The organism is Corynebacterium sp. LK28 (genome assembly GCF_014335105.1).
GTDB lineage: Bacteria > Actinomycetota > Actinomycetes > Mycobacteriales > Mycobacteriaceae > Corynebacterium > Corynebacterium macclintockiae.
The window spans coordinates 105,622-126,521 of the sequence record NZ_PDGZ01000014.1 but is presented as its reverse complement, the minus strand read 5'-3'; the positions used below and the strand labels follow the sequence as shown (position 1 = coordinate 126,521).

General features: G+C 61.9%; 14 protein-coding genes. 2 read left to right on the top strand and 12 right to left on the bottom strand.

Annotated elements, in window-relative coordinates:
* Positions 1-28: 28 nt before the first annotated feature.
* The gene (gene aspS, locus CRD15_RS08720) at positions 29-1,819 is read right to left on the bottom strand and encodes an aspartate--tRNA ligase (protein WP_034994048.1); all 1,791 of its coding nucleotides are present in this window, start codon (positions 1,817-1,819) and stop codon (positions 29-31) included.
* A 125-nt stretch (positions 1,820-1,944) separates the two neighbouring features.
* Here aspS and CRD15_RS08715 point away from each other — a divergent pair, with 125 nt between their 5' ends.
* Positions 1,945-2,904 carry a neutral zinc metallopeptidase gene (locus CRD15_RS08715; protein ID WP_034994050.1) on the top strand — a complete coding sequence of 320 codons (960 nt, stop codon included), beginning with the start codon at positions 1,945-1,947 and terminating at the stop codon, positions 2,902-2,904.
* 29 nt (positions 2,905-2,933) lie between these two features.
* Here the strand turns inward: CRD15_RS08715 and CRD15_RS08710 are convergent, their stop codons facing one another.
* From CRD15_RS08710 to CRD15_RS08695, 4 genes are all read right to left on the bottom strand, one after another.
* The gene (locus CRD15_RS08710) at positions 2,934-5,720 is read right to left on the bottom strand and encodes an ExeM/NucH family extracellular endonuclease (protein ID WP_034968160.1); all 2,787 of its coding nucleotides are present in this window, start codon (positions 5,718-5,720) and stop codon (positions 2,934-2,936) included.
* 85 nt (positions 5,721-5,805) lie between these two features.
* Entirely contained in the window at positions 5,806-7,968 is a 2,163-nt protein-coding gene (locus tag CRD15_RS08705) for a bifunctional UDP-sugar hydrolase/5'-nucleotidase (protein WP_034994074.1), read from the bottom strand.
* A gap of 252 nt (positions 7,969-8,220) precedes the next feature.
* Positions 8,221-9,525 carry a histidine--tRNA ligase gene (gene hisS / locus CRD15_RS08700; protein ID WP_034994051.1) on the bottom strand — a complete coding sequence of 435 codons (1,305 nt, stop codon included), beginning with the start codon at positions 9,523-9,525 and terminating at the stop codon, positions 8,221-8,223.
* A 22-nt stretch (positions 9,526-9,547) separates the two neighbouring features.
* Complete coding sequence (locus tag CRD15_RS08695; protein ID WP_034994053.1) at positions 9,548-10,234, bottom strand: MBL fold metallo-hydrolase; 687 nt, start codon at positions 10,232-10,234, stop codon at positions 9,548-9,550.
* Positions 10,235-10,347: 113 nt separating this feature from the next.
* On the opposite strand from CRD15_RS08695, the gene CRD15_RS08690 reads away from it, so the two are divergent.
* The gene (locus CRD15_RS08690) at positions 10,348-11,241 is read left to right on the top strand and encodes a peptidylprolyl isomerase (protein WP_034994055.1); all 894 of its coding nucleotides are present in this window, start codon (positions 10,348-10,350) and stop codon (positions 11,239-11,241) included.
* Between the two features lie 42 nt (positions 11,242-11,283).
* Here CRD15_RS08690 and CRD15_RS08685 read toward each other — a convergent pair whose 3' ends face one another.
* The 7 genes from CRD15_RS08685 to ruvB all read right to left on the bottom strand — a co-directional run bounded on the left by CRD15_RS08685 (position 11,284) and on the right by ruvB (position 20,898).
* Positions 11,284-13,551, bottom strand: a complete 2,268-nt coding sequence (locus CRD15_RS08685) for a bifunctional (p)ppGpp synthetase/guanosine-3',5'-bis(diphosphate) 3'-pyrophosphohydrolase (RefSeq protein ID WP_034968180.1) — start codon at positions 13,549-13,551, stop codon at positions 11,284-11,286.
* 97 nt (positions 13,552-13,648) lie between these two features.
* Positions 13,649-14,194, bottom strand: a complete 546-nt coding sequence (locus CRD15_RS08680) for an adenine phosphoribosyltransferase (protein ID WP_051892223.1) — start codon at positions 14,192-14,194, stop codon at positions 13,649-13,651.
* Between the two features lie 109 nt (positions 14,195-14,303).
* Positions 14,304-16,025, bottom strand: coding sequence for an ABC transporter substrate-binding protein (locus CRD15_RS08675; RefSeq protein WP_370546983.1), 1,722 nt, complete (start codon positions 16,023-16,025; stop codon positions 14,304-14,306).
* Between the two features lie 45 nt (positions 16,026-16,070).
* The gene (gene secF, locus CRD15_RS08670; RefSeq protein WP_034968187.1) at positions 16,071-17,414 is read right to left on the bottom strand and encodes a protein translocase subunit SecF; all 1,344 of its coding nucleotides are present in this window, start codon (positions 17,412-17,414) and stop codon (positions 16,071-16,073) included.
* Positions 17,415-19,331, bottom strand: a complete 1,917-nt coding sequence (gene secD, locus CRD15_RS08665) for a protein translocase subunit SecD (RefSeq protein ID WP_034968191.1) — start codon at positions 19,329-19,331, stop codon at positions 17,415-17,417.
* Between the two features lie 150 nt (positions 19,332-19,481).
* A complete protein-coding gene (gene yajC / locus CRD15_RS08660) occupies positions 19,482-19,787 on the bottom strand; it encodes a preprotein translocase subunit YajC (RefSeq protein WP_034968196.1) in 306 nt (101 codons plus the stop codon).
* A gap of 25 nt (positions 19,788-19,812) precedes the next feature.
* Complete coding sequence (ruvB, locus tag CRD15_RS08655) at positions 19,813-20,898, bottom strand: Holliday junction branch migration DNA helicase RuvB (RefSeq protein WP_187402365.1); 1,086 nt, start codon at positions 20,896-20,898, stop codon at positions 19,813-19,815.
* Positions 20,899-20,900: the final 2 nt, after the last annotated feature.

Sequence of the window (20,900 nt, the reverse complement as noted above, 5' to 3'; positions counted from 1 at the left end):
CTAGCAGGCAGGGCTAAGCCTTGCAGGGCTAGGCCTTCATATCCTTCTTCGGCTTGAAATCAATGCCGGATTCCTTGCGCTGTGCCGCGGAAATCTCACCCGGGGCGTCGGTCAGCGGATCAACACCACCGCCGGACTTCGGGAATGCGATGACATCGCGGATGGAATCGAAGCCGCCCAGCAGGGAGACGATGCGATCCCAGCCGAAAGCGATACCGCCGTGCGGCGGGGCGCCGAAGGCGAAGGCGTCCAGCAGGAAGCCGAACTTCTCGCGAGCTTCCTCCTCGCTGATTCCCATGACCTTGAACACGCGCTCCTGGACGTCGGGCTGGTGGATACGGATAGAACCGCCACCAATCTCGTTGCCGTTACACACGATGTCGTAGGCGTAGGCCAGGGCCTCGCCCGGGTTTTCGTCGAAGTTGTCCAGGTATTCCGGCTTCGGGGAGGTAAAGGCATGGTGCACGGCGGTCCAAGCGGAGTTGCCCAGGGCCACGTCGCCGGAGGCGGTTGCGTCTGCAGCCGGTTCGAACAGAGGGGCGTCCACGACCCAGGTGAAGGCCCAGTCGCCTTCCTTGATCAGACCCAGCTTGTTAGCGATCTCGCCGCGGGCAGCACCCAGCAGGGCACGGGACGGCTTGGTCTCGCCCGCGGCGAAGAAGATGCAGTCGCCCGGCTTCGCGCCGACGTGCTCGGCGATGCCTGCGCGCTCTTCGGCGGTGATGTTCTTGGCCACCGGGCCCGACAGCTCGCCGTCTTCGCCCACCAGGATGTAGGCCAGGCCCTTAGCGCCGCGTTGCTTAGCCCATTCCTGCCACGCATCCAGCTGACGACGGGGCTGATCGGCGCCGCCTTCCATCACAACGGCACCGACGTACTCGTTCTGGAACACGCGGAACGTGGTGTCCTTGAAGAACTCGGTGCACTCGGTGATCTGGATGTCGAAGCGCAGATCCGGCTTGTCGGAGCCGTAGTACTTCATCGCATCGGCGTAAGTCATGCGCGGGATTGGGGTGGAGATCTCGTAGCCGATCTCCTTCCAGATAGCCACCAGGATTTCCTCGGCCAGGGAGATCACGTCTTCCTGGTCGACGAACGACATCTCGACGTCCAGCTGAGTGAACTCCGGCTGGCGGTCAGCGCGGAAGTCCTCGTCGCGGTAGCAGCGGGCGATCTGGTAGTAGCGCTCCATGCCAGCCACCATCAGCAGCTGCTTGAACAGCTGCGGGGACTGCGGCAGGGCGTAGAAGGTGCCCGGGCGCAGACGCGCCGGCACCAGGAAGTCGCGAGCACCCTCCGGGGTGGAGCGCGTCAGCGTCGGGGTCTCGATCTCCGTGAAGTCGTGGTTGGCCAACACACCGCGGGCGGCCTGGTTCACGCGAGAGCGCAGGCGCAGCGCATCGCCCTGGGGCTTGCGGCGCAAGTCCAGGTAGCGGTACTTCAGACGAGTCTCCTCGCCCACCTCGCCGGAGGAGGAGGGATCGTCGATCTGGAACGGCAGCGCCGCAGCCTCGTTCAAAACCTCGAGCTCGGAGACGTTAACCTCGATGCCGCCGGAAGCCAGGTTCGGGTTCTCCGACCCCTCCGGGCGAGCCTCCACCACACCGGTGACCTTGAGGCAGTACTCGCTGCGCAGGTCGTGTGCGCGCTCGGCTACCTCGGACTCACGGAAGACGACCTGTGCCACGCCGGTGCGGTCGCGCAGATCGATGAAAATGACGCCACCGTGGTCGCGTCGGCGACCAACCCATCCGGTTAGGGTCACTTCATCGCCGATATTTTCTGGGCGCAGTTCGCCCGCAAGGTGTGTGCGCAGCACGTTCCTATAAGTCCTTCCTCGTATTAAGCTCTCTAGCTTTCAGCTTTTCTAGCCTTTATCGACCTTATAGCCTACCTTGTCCCCATAGGGCTGTATACGGCGCCCGGGTATGGCACGATTCACTTGTGACTTTTAACAACAATCTGAACAACTATTCCGACCGTGGACAGCGCGGAGGTAGCGGCTCCGGCGGAGGCGGTTTCGGCCTCGGGGGCGGGGGTGGCAACCAAGGTGGGGGCGGTGGCCTTTTTACCGGCCTACTTTTTGGCGCCCTCGCCCGCCGCTTCGGCATTCCGGGAATCATCGTTGCCGCCATTCTGGTGTTCCTCTTTAACGGCGGACTCGGCATGTTGGGTGGAAACAATGCCTCCGACCAGCGTGCGGGCGTCAGTAACAGTAGGCAGGGTGAAGGCTTCGAGCACTGCAAGACCGCCGATGACGCGAATAAGAACGACGACTGCCGAATCCTGGCGACCGCGACTTCCGTCGACGATTTCTGGGGTCGAGCACTTCCCGAGGAAGCCGGGATCGATTACACCAAGCCGGGGCTTGTGATTGCCGAAGGCCAAACCAGTACCAGGTGCGGATCGGCAAACCTCGCCAACACCGGGCCTTTCTACTGCCCGGGCGACGAGACGGTGTACATGTCCACGCCCTTCTTTAAGGAGCTAAAACAGATGGGCGGTTCCGATGGACCGTTCGCACAGATGTACGTCACTGCCCACGAGTTCGGCCACCACATTCAGCAGCTGGAAGGGAACCTGGGGCTAAGCGACTACGACAATCCAGGCGAGGACTCCAATGCGGTGAAAATGGAAGTCCAAGCCGACTGCTACGCCGGCGTGTGGGCCCAGAACGCAGATAAGGGCGAGGGAGCTCTCTTGGAGCCCCTCACCCAGGAGCAGGTCGAGCAGGCAATTAAGACCGCCCGTGCCATTGGTGATGACGCCATCCAGTCCAGCGCCGGGCAGGAAGTTAACCCTGACAAATGGACCCACGGATCCTCAAAGATGCGCGTGGAATGGTTCATGCGCGGCTACCAGGGCGGCACCATGAAGTCCTGCCACCAGGACTTCCAGCGCTAGTCGCCCGGGTTTGCCGCTAGTCCCCGTGGTTAGCGTTGCGGCGGCAGAAACGGGCGCAGCCAATTCGGAACCATGTGAGCCGGAATCAGGTGGTTGACCCAACCCCACAGACCCGCCCCCACGGTGCCCAGTGCGATGACGCCCAGCATGATCGTGGTGATGATGCCCGCCTTCGACGAGCCGTCGAGACCCGGCTTGGAGCTATCGGAGGAACCAGAGGATCCACCCGGCTTGTCAGGGTTACCGGGTTCGCCCGGCTTGTCAGGGCTACCGGGTTCGCCCGGCTTCCCCGGTTCCGCACCCGGTGCGTTAAAACCGACCTTGATCGGATCGTGGTCCGACGCGCGGAACACGTTCTGCTCATAGAAATCAACCACGTTGTTGTTGCGACGAGAGTACTCGAACGCAACGGACTCGTCAGCGTTAATGTCCCACACGTCAGCGCCGGTGGTCAACTTCGTAGCCTTTTCATTCGCCAGCACGTGATCCAGCGAGCCGACACGGCCGCCAAACTGGTAAGAATGACCCGCTTTGTACTTGCCCTCCAGGTTGGTAAAGCCAGCCTCTTCGATGATGCGGATGGCATCTTCCTTGGCGTAGGCATTGAAGTCGCCCAGTACGAACTGCGGCTTGTCCTTCAGATCAGCGTCCTCGGCCAGCCACTTGACCAACTGGCGGGACATCTCGGCGCGCAGGCGCGCGTTGTTGCCCTGGCCGTCGCCGGTATCCGCGTCACCATTCGCCACGCTGCCCTTGGACTTGTAGTGGTTGACCACGGCCACGAAGGCCTGATCATCCTTCGCGCCCTTGTTCTTAAACTGCTGTGCGAGGGGCTGGCGCGCAATCCCGTTGAAAGCCTCAACGTCGAGGATCTTGGACTCCCCGACCGGCTCCACCTTGTCCGGCTGGTAGATGAATGCCGTGCGGATAGCGTCCTCGTTCGCCGCAACCTTTGCCGGACTCGGCACGTACTGCCAGTTGCCACCTTTGCCGTTGAGTTCACCGACCAGGTGCTTCAGCGCCACGTCGCGATCCTTGCCGAAAGTCGCGGAGTTCTGAATCTCCTCCAGCGCCAGGACGGAAACATCCAGGGTGTTGATGGCCTTCACGATCTTGGCCTGCTGATCCTTGAACGCCTGCTCGGTGAACGCACCGCGGACGTCACAGTTGTTAGCAGTGACCGGGTTGCCCTCGCGGTCCTTGTAGGAACCACAGCCGTCAGTGTTCTGACCCAGATCCGTGAAGTAGTTCAGCACGTTGAAGCTGGCGATGGAGTGGCTACCGCCGACTTCCTGCGGGCCGTTTTCCTCTGCCGGGCGCGAGTCCTCCCAGGTGATCGGCAGATCACCACGAGCAGTATCGCCCGTGATCTGGCTGGCGGGCTGCAGCGACCACTTCTTGAAGTTGTAGGACAAAACGGTGGGCTGGGCGAAGCTGACCTTGTCGCCAGTGCGCAGGGACCTGATTCCCTCGGCGGTCTTCAAGTACGGCTGAGGGGTGTTTTGGGCATTCTTGTTGCGGAGGTAGTCCAGCGAAGAGCCGTCATCCAGGGTAACGACGCGCTTGGCATTGCCGGCCTCGTAAGCCTGAGCTTCCGCACCTGGGGCAACCACGGACGTCGCCTGGTACAGGGGCTCGTTGCCTTCCACCAGATCCACCGATCCGTACTGGTTCAGGCTGTAGTTGTTAGTGACCGTGTAGGTGGCGCTGGGCTGGAACAGCATGTGCTCGTTGGCCTCGCGGGTCTCCTCATCCAGCGGAATGGCGTCCTTAATCGGCTCCGGCTTGTCGCCACAGTCTTCAGTCGGGTTCGTCGACTCGGTGTACTTGGCATAACCGATCTGCGTGGAGTCGAAGTGCTCACCGACCTTGCCGGTAACCACGACGCACTTGCCGAGATCCGCCGGGGTGCCACCCTTCCCGGTGTAGACAAACACGGCCTGGGAAGCCTCCCCCGGCTTACGCAGCTGCGCCTTGCCGCCCTCCTGGATAACGAAGCCGTCGAAGCCGCCGTTCGGGTAGCTGGCGGTAACCCAGCCTGCGGTTTTAACCTGCTTATCCACCAGCGGGGACTTCGCGCCTGTGCCCTGAATGTCAGAGATCTTGTGCTGCTCCCCCTCGCCCGGCTGGGCCGGATCCTTGGGATCAGTTGGGTCGGTAGGCTTCTCCGGCTGCTCGGGAGCCTTTGCGTTCGGGTCGAGCGCATCGCCACCGCTGAAGCGCGGTTTCGGCTCACCGACGGAGAAGTCCACACTGTTGTCGTCAGTGTCCTTGCCTTCGGCCGAACGCGCCGCCGCCTTTGCGCTACCCAAGGCGCCGGTTCCGGAAGCCTCCTTCACCTGCGTTTTGCCGTAGCCCACGATGTCGATCGCGGGGGTACCGGCGGCCCACACATCGGAAGAGTTGGTCAATACGACGGTGCCGTTGGTACCGCCCATGGCCAGGTCGCCACTGGTGGCGTCAGCAACAAATTCCTGGGTACCGCCGTTACCCGCAGCGCCCTTGATCAGATAGAACGACTTCGGCTGGATGGTGCCGGACAGGGCCACAGGCTTGCCGTTGTTGTTGCCGCTGGCGACGAGGTACTGCACGGTCCAGCCGTCAAGGCTGATCGGCTTGTCGGTGGGGTTGAACAGCTCAACATAATCGTTCTTAAGCGTCGCGCCCGAGTTGCCGCCGCCACCATACACTGCGCTGATGACGACCTTATCGCCAGCCGGGGTAGCCACGGCAGTTGGGACGGTGAGGACGTTGGCTCCTAGAGCCAGCGCGCTGAAGGTGGCGACAGAGGTGATGGTCTTGAAACGTGCCTTCATGATTCTAAAGTCTGCTTTCTAGTAGAAGATAGCTCCCGCTGGTGAGGCGGGAGCTAGAGGTGGTTGAGGTGCTGATTACAGTGACCTAGATGTGGAGCATGTTGCGCGCCCACTGCGGCAGCATGTCGCGCGCCCACTGCGGCAGGATGTGGGTCGGGATGCCACCGTGGTTCTGTACCCAAGCGATGGCAGTTGCGCCACCGATGATCACGGCGAGGATGCCAATCACTGCAGCGATGATGCCGCCCTCGGAGGAACCAGACAGAGAGCCATCCGTGCCCGGCTGCTCGTCGCCTTCGCCCGGCTGCTCGACGCCGCACTCCTTGTTGCCTTCGACGGCGACCGGGTAGTTGAGCTCGCTGCCGGCATCCGTGGTGATCTGCAGGAAGCCTGCTTCCTGCGGAACCGTCAGATTGACGGTTGCCTTGCCGGTCTCGTCGTGATCATCGGTGATGGTGTTATCCATCTTGCTGTTAGCCTCGGCACCCTCGATAGCGGTCTTGCCATCGCACTTCAAGAACTTGGCGGTCGCCGTGGTCGGCTTATCCTCCTTGCCGGTGTAAGCCAGAGAGCTGAGGTTGACGGTGACGTCCTTCTTCGGCGCCAGCACGCTACCGCGCAGGGCCTCATCGGAAACCTTTGCTTCATCCACGGCCGCGCCGGACAGCTGCACGCCGACGGACGTCTGGTTCGGGCGGATGGAGATATCCGAGTTGTCCTTCAAGTAGCGGTTGAACGCATCGATGTCGATCTGGCCTGCGTCCTGGAACTCGCCACCCTTGAAAGCTTCGAAGCCATCGCCACCGTTTAGCAGGAAGCTGGACCCGGCCACGCGGTACTTCTTGCTCGGATCAAGGGGCTTGCCATCGACGGTGACGTAGGTGATGCGCTTACCCTGCTCTGCATCGGGGTTGTAGGCGTACTGCACGTTCTTGGACAAGCCCAACGCCAGCATTGCGCGCTCCCCGCCCGGCTTCCACTGCTGTTCGAGAGCCTGCTTCAGCTGCTCACCAGTGATCTCCACAACACCCAGGGAGTTGCCGAAGGGCTGCACCAAGAATGCCTCTGCGAAGGTCACCTCGCCGGAGGCCAGATCCTCGCGCACGCCACCGGCGTTCATCACTCCCAGGTCGGCCTTCAGGTCGGTCAGCTCGTTCACGCCGTACAGGGTGGCATCCGCGATCATCGAGTTGAGAGAGGATTCGGTGCCGCGGTTGCTGCCGAGGTCACCGTCGCCGTTGGCGCCACGGTAGAAGTCGTTCTTCAGGTTGGTAACTACCTTCTCGCCCTCGGTCTTCGCCGCGTCCTTAGCAGCTGCAACGATCTTCGCCACCTCGGCGTCCGGGGTTGCTCCGCAGCGATCCATCATGTCCTTAGCCGAACGGTTGACAGCGGTAACGGACACGACCTTCTTAGCTGCCTTGTCGTAGACGATGTCGATATCCGCCAGGTCCATGCCGTAGTTGGCGGGCTGCACCAGCACCGGCTTACCGTCCAGCTTTCGCAGTACGTGGGTGTGACCGGCGATCACTGCGTCCACATCGCCGGAGAACTCTTTGTTATCCATGCCCTCGTGCACCAGTCCCACGATGACGTCGGCCTCGCCGCTGTCCTTCAGACGCTTTGCCTCAGCGTTGGTGGCGGCCACCGGGTCGGTAAAGCTGATGCCCTTGATGCCGTCCGGGGACACCAGGGTTGAGGTCGTGTCGGTGACGGTACCAACGTATCCGATCTTCACGCCGTCCTTTTCGATGACCTTGGACGGCGCCATCTCTGCACCCTTGACGTTCGCGCCGAGGTAAGGGAACTTCGCAAGCTTGTCGCCGTTAACACCTACGCGATCCTTCAGGTCTGACCAACCCTTATCGAACTCGTGGTTACCCACGGCGGAAGCCTCCAGCCCCATCTGGTTCAGCGCCTCGATCGTCGGCTTGTCCTTCAGAATGGAGGATTCGAACGGGGAGCCACCGATGTTGTCGCCTGCGGATACGAAGCTGGTGTTCGGGTTCTCTTCGCGTTCCTTGTTGATGTAGCAGGCCATCACGGCCGCGCCGGGCTCCTTGATGTTGTCGTTGCGGTCCTTGGCCTGGGACAGGTGGCCGTGGAAGTCGGTGACGCCGATGATGTTAAGGCTAACCTGGTCGGACTCAGCGGCGTATGCAGGGACGTTCAGGCCCGCGAGAGCCAGGGTTGGTGCCATGGCGAAGGTCATCACGGCACGGGAACTGCGGCGAGACAGCTTGAACACTTTGGGTTTCTCCTCGTTGAAACGAATCTTCAAAAGTTGCGCAAGAAAGACGTGCTACAACGAAGGAGAGCTAACCACCGTTACCTGCTTCTGTCCGCGCAATGCTTTGCGCAAATCCCCCTGTGACCAGGCAATTCATATAATGTAACGAAAGTATTAAACTTCAATTCACCAAAAATACCCCCGTGCGGTGTGACACGGGGGCAAAGATGTGACGAGTGTTGCTTAGGGCTCGTGACTTGCGGAGCCCCTCTAAGCCTCGGCCGTCTTTTCCTCCAGCAGCTCCACCACCGCTGCCAGATCAATCTGCTGCTGTTCGTGCGCCGCCAGATCCTTGACCGTCACTGTTCCCTCGGCCAGCTCCTTGTCACCGAGCACTAGAGCGTACAGCGCACCTGCGCGGTCGGCGCCCTTCATCGCCCCCTTCAGACCGCGGTCGCCGTAGGACATGTCGGCGGAAATACCGCGGCCACGCAGGTCGTTGACGATACTCACCATGCGGCGCTTGGCCTCTGCGCCCAGTGCCACGCCGTAGACATCGACCCTTCTTCCTGTGGACGCCTTCTTCTCCTCCGCTTCCAGCGCCAGCAAGGCTCGGTCGACTCCCAAGCCGAAGCCGATTCCAGACAGGTCCTGCCCGCCCAGCTGCGCCATCAAGCCGTCGTAGCGGCCACCGCCACCGATTCCAGACTGCGCCCCCAGGCCGTCGTGAACGAATTCGAAGCAGGTCTTGGTGTAGTAGTCCAGGCCGCGCACCATCCGAGGGTTGATGGTGTAGCCAACGCCGAAGTCATCCAGCAGGCCAGTCACGGTTTCAAAGTGCTCACGGGAAGAATCGCTGAGGTGATCCAGCATCAAGGGCGCCTCGGCCAGCATCTCCTGCATCTCGGGCCGCTTGTCATCCAGGACGCGCAGTGGGTTCAGCTGCGCGCGACGCTGGGTTTCCTCATCCAGCGGCAAGGTGGCCAGGAAGTCCTGGAGTTTCTGGCGGTAGGCAGGGCGATCCTCCCAATCACCCAGGCTGGTCAGCTCCAAGCGGAAGCCGTTCAGACCAATGGAGGTAAAACAGCGGTGTGCCAGCGCGATGACCTCGGCATCCAGCGCGGGATCGTCCACGCCGATGGCCTCCACACCGACCTGCTGGAGTTGGCGGTAGCGCCCCGCCTGCGGGCGCTCGTAGCGGAAGAAGGGACCGTTGTAGACCAACTTGACCGGCAGCTGCCCTCGGTCCAAGTTGTGTTCAATGACGGATCGCATGACGCCCGCCGTTCCCTCCGGCCGCAACGTCACCGAACGCCCACCCCGGTCTGCAAAGGTGTACATTTCCTTCGACACGACGTCCGTCGACTCGCCCACGCCACGGGCGAACAGTGAGGTCTCCTCGAAGATCGGCAGCTCTACGTGCTCGTAGCCCGCGGCATGCGCGGCACTGGTAAAGGCATCCTTGACCGCCTTAAACTCCGCGGATGTCGGCGGCACGTAGTCCGGCACGCCCTTGGGCGCGCTCAGCGCGGTGAACTTCTGGGCCTTCTGTTGCTTCTTGTCGCTCTCAGTCACAAAAGATCAGTGTACTGCACCGCTATTTCACTGCTGCCAGGAAGCTATTAGTGCGCTTTTCTTCCCCAATGGTGGTGTGCGGGCCATGTCCCGGCAACACGATGTCGCCGTCGGCGAAATCAGTGGTGAGCTTCTTCAGGCTCAGCATCATGTCCTCCGGCGAGCATCCCGGCAGATCTGTGCGGCCTACTCCCCCGCGGAACAGCACGTCCCCACCGAAGATCAGACCATTCACGCGGAACATCACGTGCCCGGGCGAGTGGCCCGGCATGTGGTGGATCTCGAACTCCGCGCCACCGATACTGATGGAATCCCCCAGAGGGCGGATGTCCTCGATCTTCGGCATGTTTGCTACATCGAAAGGCTGCGCCAGCGGGCTGGCCGCCTGATCCATCTCCAGCATAAAGCGGTCGAGCTCGTGGACGTACACAGGCACTCCGAATGCACCTGCGTCGCGGATGTGGTCAATGTGCCCGTGGGTTAGCACGACCTTCTCCACGAAGAACCTATTCTCCTCAGCGAGCCTTTGGATATGGGCAAAAGCACCCAGGCCAGGGTCTATAACGACCGCCGGGGAGGTTTCCCCCGAGGTGGCGTCCGAACCATCAATCACCACATAACAATTGGTTTCGAAAGGTCCGGCGGGAAAGCTTAAGATCTGGGTGCTCTCCGGAAGGTCAACGGGGCTGGGCGCGCTATCGGTGCTCATGCCACTACAGCCTAGCGAAAAGCGACGAAACCACTCGCCCCCTTCGCACTATCCGGGCATCACATGAGGCATAATGGATCACCGTATCTAGCACAAGAAAGGCCCTAGAAGACGTGTCTGATTCGCCTGACAAGAATAACTACCCTAACTCCGCCTACCGCGACGAGGCGCTGGACGAGCTATCCAAGGCTCTCAAGTCCCGCGAGCGCAAGGCAAAGGTCGCGCCGCTGGGCGTGGTCGCCGCAACTCTGGCCGTACTGGTCGTGATTGTCGGTGGTATCTGGTTCGCCTCCACCTACAGCTCCGACGAGAACGAAGACCAGGTCGCAGAGAGCGAACAGCAGGATGAGCAGACCAAGCAGAGCGAAGAGAAGGACATCAAACCCGCATCTCTGCCACGGGGCCCGAAGGAGCCCTATGGAATGACGGTGAAGTGCGAATACAAGAAGGACCCTCAGGGCAAGCTCAGCGAGGCCGGGCTGCCGAATGGTGACGGGGTCCAGTCCCAGGGCACCGAGAAGGTCACCCTGACCATGAACGGTCAGAAGGTTGGCCTGGAGCTGGAGAACAGTGTTTCCCCGTGCACCACGAACTCCTTCAAGCACCTGGTGCAGAAGAAGTTCTATGACTCCACGAAGTGCCACCGCTCCGTGAAGTCCGACTCCATGACGATCCTGCAGTGCGGCGACCCGGAGGCCAGCGGTGCCGGCGGCCCGGGCTACTCCTTCGCTGACGAATACCCGCTCAACGGTGTGGATAAGGACAAGGCCCAGCAGCCTGTTAACTACAAGCGCGGAACCCTGGCGATGGCCAACAGCGGTCCGAACACCAACGGAAGCCAGTTCTTCCTGGTCACCGGCGATACCACCCTGCCGCCGAGCTACAACATCTTCGGCACCATCGACAAGGCTGGGCTGAAGATTCTGGACAAGTTGATGGAGAAGGCTCCGGAGGGCGATGCTGCTCCGACCGAGGACATCAACATCGAGTCCGCCGTGCTGGGCTAGAACCGGGCACCCCGGCGCCTCAGCGCTCTAGCGTTTCCCGGCTTAACCGCCGGTGGTCACGCGATAGACGTCGTACACGCCTTCGACGTTGCGCAGCTGGTTCATCATGTATCCCAGCTGCTTCGTGTCCGAGACCTCGAACGTGAACCGGATCGTCGCCACCCGATCGCCCGCAGTATGCGAATTGGTGGCGATGATCGGCACCTTCTGCTCCGAGACCACGCGCGTGACATCGGATAGCAACCCATTCCGATCCAGGCCTTCGATCTGGATCGTGACCATAAACACCGCATTGTGGAAGCTGCTGGCCCACGAGACCTCGATGATCCGCTGCGGTTCCTGATGCAGCTTCTCTGCGTTGGTGCAGTCCGTGCGGTGCACACTGACTCCCCCGCCCTTGGTGATGAAGCCAAAGATCTTGTCCCCCGGTACTGGGGTGCAACACTTCGCCAGCTTCGCCGAGAAGTCTGCCTCTCCCTGCACCAGAATTCCCGAGCCGTCGCCGCGCCCCTCCTGCGGAGTATTCGCGATCTTTGAGGTGGCCGAGCCGGACTGCAGAACATCGTCCGCCTCGGACTCCGGCTCCAAGCCCTCTACCAGGCGGTGGCACACGTGGCCCGGGGTGATCTCTCCCCTACCGATCGCCGTGTACAGCGCATCAACATCCGAATAGTTCAGGTCGCTGGCCAGCATCCGCAGGGATTCGTGGGTGAACAGTCGGTGCACTGCCAGCCCGCCGCGCTGCGCCTCGGCCGCCAGCATGTCGCGACCCTTCTCCGCCGCTTCTTCCCTCCGTTCCTTGGCGAACCACTGGCGGATCTTCGCCTTCGCCCGGGGCGATACGACGATGTTCATCCAGTCCTTCGTCGGCCCGGAGTTCTGATCCTTGGAGGTAAACACCTCCACCTTGTCGCCAGTCTTCAGCTTCGATTCCAGCGCCACCAACTTGCCGTTGACCTTCGCACCAATGCAGCGGTGGCCGATCTCCGTATGCACCGCGTAGGCGAAGTCGATGGGCGTGGACCCGTTCGGCAGCGTAATCGCATCGCCCTTGGGTGTGAAGACGAAAATCTGGTTCGTCGATAGGTCGTAGCGCAGCGAATCCAGGAACTCGTTGGGGTCCGCGGCTTCCTTCTGCCAGTCCAGCAGCTGGCGCATCCACGCCATCTGGTCGACTTCCTGAGACTCGCTGTTGTTGTTACCGCGGGTTTCCTTGTACCGCCAGTGCGCCGCAATGCCGTATTCGGCGTTGTGGTGCATTTCGTGGGTGCGGATCTGCACCTCCAGCGGCTTAGTGTCCGGGCCGATCACCGTGGTGTGCAGCGACTGGTATACGCCGAACCTTGGCGCGGAAATATAGTCCTTAAACCTTCCCGGCATCGGCTGGTAAATCGTGTGGATCGCACCGACGGCGGCATAGCAATCCTTCACGTTATCGACCAGAATGCGCACGCCCACCAGGTCGAAGATCTCATCGAAGTCCCGCCCGCGCACAATCATCTTTTGGTAGATCGACCAGTAGTGCTTGGGTCGGCCTTCCACCGTGGCGTGCAGCGAGCTGCGGGACATGGCCAGCTCGATCTCCTGCTTGACCTTGGCCAGGTACTGGTCGCGCTTCGGGGCACGGTCGGCTACCAGCCGCACGATCTCCTCGTACTTCTTGGGATACAGGATCGCAAAGGCCAGATCCTCGAGTTCCCACTTGACCGTTGCCATGCCCAGGCGGTGCGCCAGCGGGGCAATAACTTCTAGGGTTTCCCGTGCCTTCTTCGCCTGCTTCTCCGGCGGCAGGAAGCGCATGGTGCGCATGTTGTGCAGGCGGTCGGAGACCTTGATCACCAGCACGCGCGGATCCTCGGCCATTGCGACGATCATCTTGCGGATGGTCTCTGCCTCCGCAGCGGAACCCAGCACCACTTTGTCGAGCTTCGTCACCCCGTCCACCAGGCGCGCGACCTCCGAGCCGAAATCGCGGGATAGATCCGCCAGCGAGTATTCCGTGTCCTCCACCGTGTCGTGCAGCAGCGCTGCGACGACGGTTGTGGTATCCATGCCAATCTCGGCGGCGATGGTTGCCACGGCCAGCGGGTGGGTGATGTAGGGCTCGCCGGATTTCCGCTTCACGCCTTCGTGCAGCTTCTCGGCGGTGGCATAGGCACGGTTTAGCAGGGCGAGGTCTGCTCGCGGGTGGAAGCGCCGATGCACGGAGATCAGCGGCCCCAGCACAGGGTTGATCTTTGGTTTACCGGTGCCGGTGAGGCTGCGCGCGATCCGAGCCGCCATCCACAGCGACCCCTTTTCGTTACTCATTGCCGCTCTACCCTGCCTCTTTGTCTCTAGCTCGAACTATTAAGTTGTGCCGTGCTCTTTTATTGACGCCACTCGCGGCTCCGCCGCCGGGACGGGTTTAGCGGGCCTGATCGACCACGTAGAGCGGAAGATCCTTTAGGCGATCCCGACCGTCCAGCGCGGCTACCTCTAGCACCACGCCGAGGCCACACACGTTGGCACCAGCTTTTTCCAGCAGTTCCCGGGAGGCGCTGAGGGTACCGCCGGTTGCAAGGACATCGTCGATAAGAAAAACATTCTTGCCGTGCAGCGGAATCGCGTCCCCGGCGGGGATCTCTAGAGCAGCCGTGCCATATTCCAAAGCGTAATCCACGTGGTGAACCGGGGGTGGCAGTTTGCCACCTTTGCGTACTGCCAGAATGCCCACTCCGAGCTCATAGGCCACGGCGCTACCCAGCAGAAAGCCGCGGGCGTCCAGTCCGCCGATGAGGTCAATGTCGAAGTTGCGGCAGTGATCCGCCAGATCCTTGACCAGCAGCCTAAAGGCCTCTGGGTCAGCTAGCACCGGGGTTAGGTCCTCGAACACAATCCCCCGGGAGGGGAAGTCGGGGACGATACGGATCAGTCGGCGCAGCGCCTGGGAGGCAGTTTCTGTGGATGTCAAAGCTCTACAGTCCTCTTTTCTGAACAAGCTAGCTGGTGTGGCAGGTAACCCGTACCACTCTAACGCCACCCTCAGGCTCGGCGCTGCAGGGCGGGGTTAATCTTCAGGGTTATTTTTCCGGCGCCTTAGATTTTTCCTCGGTAGCCATTCCGGCACCCGCGGAGCTCTCTGTGTTCTTCGTGCCCTCTCCGTCCCCGATGTCCTTCGTGTCATTGGAAGCACGCCCCGTGGATACAGGTTCGTCGGCCTCGACCCATCGGTCCATGTTCCAGCTCACCCCGGTGTCTGAGGAACTATCTAGAACGTTGGCCGCATGCACCTCCGCCAAGACGGTCCGCGGTTCCGTGATCAGGGGCAGCGTCAGAGCGTCCTCAGCCAGGGTGTGCTCCGCAACGCGGATCTCCTTCAGCGTGGAAGATTCCGTGGCGTTAACCGCCGAATTCCTGCCCGCTGCAGAGCGGGTGTCTAGCGCAACGTCGTAGTCCACGCCAAGCAGTCCATAGTCCTCCGCCTTCCGGGGCACAGGCTGGATCTCCACGCCAGCCTTGGAGCACTGATCCTTGAGGGCGTCAACAATCTTTCGATAGCGCGGCACGCTGTCCAGGAAGCCGATCCGAATGGTCAAACCCTGCAGGGACGGACGGGCTGCCTCGATGTCGGTCGCGGTGTTCCGACGGTTGATGTCCTCGAGGTACTCCCGCAACGGGTGGGTCGTGCCGAGGATTCGCAGGCCGGTGGGTTCCACCGCAGCGCCGGTCTCCTTCTCCACCGTCTTCGCAATGGCCGTGCGATCGATGCAGGAGTTCAGGGCGCGGCGCGTCGCCGGATCCTGCAGGATCCCGAGATCGGAGATCCGCAGTGTGTCGACGCGCTGGGAATGCTCCTCCACCACGCGGTAATCATCGCCGTTAAGACCCAGGTCACCAGCGAGCTTGCCGGGCTTATCACCGGATCCGCGGTTGATGTCCACGACGGAAAGCTGGTTGTGCTCCCCCAGGCTCTTCACATCCGCGTCGTGCGGCCACAGGTAGACCGGCGATTGGTTGGCCTCCACGCCCTTCCACTCGGGGTTCTTCTCCAGCTTCAACGACCCGTTGTCCTCCCGGGCGCCGATCTTGTACGGCCCAGAGGTAGGAACCTCAGCGGGGTCGGTCTTGTGGAAGTTAAACACGTCCTGCCAGGCCTTGCCCAGTTCCGTCAGTGCCTGTTCATCGGCACTATCGATGGCAGCCACCACGTTTTCCACTCCGGCCTTCTGCGCCACAGTATGGGAGGGCAGCACCGTGCCCGGGCCGAATAGTTCGCGGTAGCGGCTACCCCGCTTCTCCGCGAAATGCACGCTGAACTTCTTCGCACCGGCGGCGCAGTCCACGCGCTCTACCTGCCCAAACAGCGGCATGTCGGAGTTAAAGAGATCTGCGCGCTTGCTGGCCTGGTAGGCCAACAGAAAATCGTCGCATACTACGGGCTTGGAATCGGAGTAGCTGGCCTTTTCGTTGATGGTGTAGTCGACCCGCCGGGGGTCATCCTGGCCCGGCTTGGCCGTCACTAGGTCCCCGTTGGGCAGGTTCTGTCCTCTGGAACCAGCGATGAAGGCCCCCGGGTACAGCCGGGCGGAAATCTTCGCAGCATCCGTCGCCACGCCGACAGCGGTGCCGGCGTTGGAGGTCACCAGGTCGCTCGTCAACACGTACCCAAACTGCTCCGGTGCCGGCTTCAGCCCGCTACCCTCGGAGCAGGCCGCCAGACCTCCCGCGGTCAGCGCGGCAGTTAGTGCCAGCGCCGCGGTGGCCGTGGTTGTGTGCTGTGCTGCGCGCCGCCTGCGAATCACTGCCTGCCTCCTCAACTCTTCTGCCCAGCGTTCCCGACAACCGTTTTACATGCCCGGGCGCCAGGACCGTCCGGCATCCTCGTTGCCGGTCTCGCGCAGGAAGTCCTCGGTGGAGTCATCCACCGCACGCTTCTTGTCCGCGGCCTTGGACTCCAGCTTCGCGTTGGGGCTAGATACTCCGCGCTTCGCCGGAGTATCGGTTGCTTCGTCCTGTGCGCTGGATTCTTCGGCGGCCTCCACTGCGGCGTCATCCTCCGAAGAATCGTCGGTAGGAGCAACGGCAAGGGAACGCGCGCGCTCCACTCGAGCCTCGTGCTGCTTGTACTTCTTTTGGCGCATCTTGAAGGTCACCAACAGCGGGGCGGCGAAGAAGATGGAGCTAAACGTACCGGCGATCACGCCAATGAACTGCACCAGCGCCAGATCCTTGAGCGTTCCCACTCCCATGATGCCCACAGCGACAACCAGCAGAGAGGCGATCGGCACGAGGGAGAAGATCGACGTGTTGATGGAACGCATGATCGTCTGGTTGATGGCCAGGTTTGTCTCCTCGGCAAAAGTCGAGCGCGTGGATCCGAACAGCCCGGCAGTGTTCTCTTGTACCTTGTCGAACACCACCACCGTGTCATACAGCGAGTACGCGAGAATCGTCAGCAGGCCGATGACGGTAGCCGGCGAAACCTCGAAGCCGATGAGGGCGTAGGTGCCCGAAACAACAGTCAGGTCGATCAGCAGACAGATAATTGCGGCGGCGGCCATATCACGTTCCAGGCGGATCGCGATGTACAGGAACACCACCAGCAGGAACACGCCGAGGGCGATAAGCATTTTCTTGGTGATGCTGCTGCCCCACGACTCGGACACGGTGGAATCGCTAATTGCGTCCTGCGTGATTTCGCCGACGTTGTTCTTCGGGTGGAACTCGTTGAACAGTGCGGAGCGTGCCTTGCGGATCTGTTCTTCCGACAGGCGCTCCGCCGTGATTTCGATGGATTCCGCGTCACCGCTGCCGACGGTCTGGGTCGACTGTGGCGCGATGCCAGTTGCTTCCTCGAACACCTCGGACACGCTGGACTCGGTGGCTCCACCCGCGGGCGGCATCGTCATGCGGGTACCGCCCTCAAAATCGATGCCGAGGGTAAAGCCGCGTACCGCGATAGACAGCACGCAGGCAACGAGCACAGCGACGAGGATGCCGTAGAGGCGCCCACGATTCTGCACGATGCGGAAGCCACCGGTGCCGTTGTAGATCTTTTCAAAGAAGCCACCGGCTTGGGTGTCTGGCGCGTCGACCGGGGTTGCTACTGCGGTCGTTTCAGTGGTCGTCTCAGCGGTCGTTGTCTCAGCGGTCGTTGCTTCTGCCGCACTTAGGGTTTCAGCGTTACTCATTTACTTCCCCTCCTTGGTCTCGGAGGTCGAGGACTCTTGGTCGTCCATGGATGCGGTGTCTGCTGTGTCTGTGTCGGTGTCGGTGTCTGTCGAGCTGTCTTTTGCTTTCGACGCCGACTTCTCAGCCTTCGCCTTCTCCTTGGCGCTCACAGCGTGCGCGTGGGGCTTACGCCCGTACTTGCGCTCCGCAACGCGGTACGCAGAGCCCAGGCCATTGAGCTTCGGGGAAGCGAAGAACGCCCGGCGGGACATCAGGATGATCAGCGGTGCGGTGAGCAGGAACGCAACCACCAGGTCGAAGAGGGTGGTCAGACCCAGCGTAAACGCGAAGCCCTTCACGTCGCCGATGGCCAGGAAGTACAGGATCACGGCTGCGATCAGGGAAACGATGTTACCGGTAACGATCGTGCTGCGAGCTCGCTGCCAAGCACGCGGCACGGCGGAGCGGAAGGTCGAGCCGTTCTTGATCTCGTCCTTGATCCTCTCGAAGTAGATCACGAAGGAGTCAGCGGTGGTGCCCAGGCCGATAATCAGGCCGGCGATTCCGGAAAGGTCCAGGCTGTAGCCGATCCAGCGACCCAGCAGAACGATGAAGCCGTACACCAGAGAGAACGCAGCGATCAGGGAGACGATGGCCACCACGCCCAGGCCGCGGTAGTAAGCCAGGGCGTACAGGCCCACCAGCACCAGGCCGACCAGGCCAGCGATCACTCCGGCCTTCAGGGAAGCGGCTCCCAGCGACGGGGAGATCGTGGTGGTGGTTCCGCCCGGCTCGCCGTTCTCACCGACGAAGCTCAGCGGCAGCGCGCCGTAGCGCAGGTTGTTAGCCAGATCCTGGGCTTCCTTCTCGGAGAAGCTACCCGTGATCTGGGATACCTCGCCCGGAGGGGTTGGAGACTGGATTTGCGGCGCGGAGATCACCTTAGAGTCCAGGGTGATAGCCACGCGCTTGCCCAGCATCTGCTGGCCCAGTGCGAACCAGGTCTCGCCACCCGGAGTCTTGTCGCCAGTCTTGAACTTGAAGGTGATGGCCATCTGCGCCGAGTTCGGCTGCAGGCCACCGGTGATCTGCGAGTTCGTATCGATCATCTCGCCGGTCAGGCGCTCGCCGTGCTTCTCGTCGGTCTCGCCCTTGAGTAGCGGTGCCGGGCCGAGGATCATCGGACCTTGGTCGCTACAAGTCACCAGTGGCTTCGCCGGATCGTCGGAGCCCGCCATGGGGTCGCTCTTCTCGCAGTCCAGCAGGGAGCCTGCAGCCTGCTGCTTGTTGCCATCGGTGCTTTGGCGGTCAGCCTTCAGCACCTCCACCTGCTTATCGCGGCGCTCCTGCTCTTCCACCGAGTCCTTCGGCGTCGCCGGCGGCTTGGCCGTGACCTTCATGTCCTTCGGGTCGACCTTCAGACCGGCCTGCGGGAGCCCCTTCGCCATCTTGGCCAGGCGCTCGTTGGCAAACTCCGGCGTGATGATGCCGTTCTCCACCCACCTGTTAGCCATGTCCTTCAGCGCCTTGGGGAAGTCCTTCGTCGGCTGACCTGGCTGGGACTCCGGGCGGAACAGCAGCTGGGAGGTCTTGCCCAGCGTGCGAGCCTCACCTGCGTCCGACCCGGGCACTGTGATGACCAGGTTGTTGCCGTCGGTCACCACCGATGCGCCCGATACGCCCATGCCGTTAACGCGATTCTCCAGGATCGTTCGAGCCTGGCTGAGCTGTTCCGGCGTCGGGGTATCGCCCTGTGGCACCAGCGTCACGCGCGTGCCACCCTGCAGGTCGATGCCCAGTTTGGGTCCGAAGGACTTGTTGCCCGTGAACATGATCAAGCCCAACACGATCAGGGCGATCACTACGAATGCGGCGATCGCCCGTTTCGGCCATGCGAAGCCACCCCGCGTAGCTTTTTTCTTTTGCTTCTTTGCCACCGCTTTATGTCTCCTACAATCCAGCCCTGCACCCGTCGGCGTGGCCGGTGTACTTAGAAAAATCCAACCCCGTGATACTAGCGCCTACTTGGGGTATTGAAAACACCCGACGCTCGTCGTGGCGCTAGTTAGCAGGTAATTCTTAGGTCGTTAGTCTTCCGTCAGCTGCGAAGCTTGCTGCGAGCCCGGCTCGACCGCATCAACGGTCTCGAGGATCGAAACCTTCTCCCAGGTCGTCACAACCCCCTTCGCAACCTCCAGGTCAACGGTGGTCTCCCCTACGTGAGTAACGCGACCGTGCAGGCCAGAGGTCGTCTTCACGACCATGCCCGGCCCCAGGCGATCCTGGAAGTCACGGATCTGCTGCACCCGCTTGTTCTGCTTGCGGATCTGGATCAGAGGCAGACCAACGAAAACCAGAAGGACCAGGACGATAAGAATAATGTCATTTGGCATAAGGCCAATCTTGCCATACCGCCCGCTAGACCCCGATGGTGCCCTCTGGTGGTTCCAGCCCGATGTGGCGCCACGCCGCCGCGGTGGCCACTCGCCCGCGCGGTGTGCGGCTGACCATTCCGGCGCGCACGAGGTAGGGCTCGCAGACTTCCTCGACCGTTGACGGTTCTTCCCCTACCGCCAGCGCAAGGGTATTGACGCCCACCGGTCCACCACCATGGCCTTTCACCAACGCTTCAATGACCGCCCGGTCAAGCCTGTCCAGCCCCGACTCGTCGACGTCGAAAACCAACAATGCGGCACGCGCCACCTCGACGGTGATTTTCCCGTCGGCGTTGACGTCCGCGAAGTCGCGGACCCGGCGGAGCAATCGGTTGGCGATACGCGGGGTTCCGCGGGAACGGGAGGCGATCTCCGCTGCGGCGTCCCCAGTAATATCAACCCCCAAGATTCCCGCAGCGCGCGTGACGACGCGCGTGAGGTCGGCGACGTCGTAGAACTCCATCTGTGCAGTAAAGCCGAAGCGGTCGCGTAGTGGCCCGGTGAGCATGCCCGCGCGCGTCGTAGCGCCGACCAGGGTAAACGGGGCGATTTCGATGGGGATAGAGGTAGCGCCCGGCCCCTTGCCGACGATGACGTCGATGCGGAAGTCCTCCATGGCCATGTACAGCATTTCCTCGGCGGGGCGGGCCATGCGGTGGATCTCGTCGATGAAGAGCACGTCGCCCTCCATGAGGTTCGAGAGCATGGCAGCCAGGTCACCCGCGCGCTCCAGCGCGGGGCCGGAAGTCATGCGCAGGGAGGTTCCGAGTTCCTGAGCAATGATCATGGCCATCGTGGTCTTGCCAAGTCCCGGCGGACCGGCCAACAGCACATGGTCGGGAGCCACGCCGCGGGAGCGCGCCCCGCCGAGGACCAGATCCAGCTGGGTGCGTACCTTCGGCTGGCCGATGAATTCGTCTAGAGACTTCGGGCGCAGGGAGGTATCGATATCGGAATCCCCGGAGGTTTCTTGGGGGTTCAGCTGCTGGTTCGGGGCGAGGTTGTTCGGCGCAAAGTTGTTGCCCACGCCCGGTGGCAGTTCGAACTCGGTGCGCTCAATATCGCTCATGC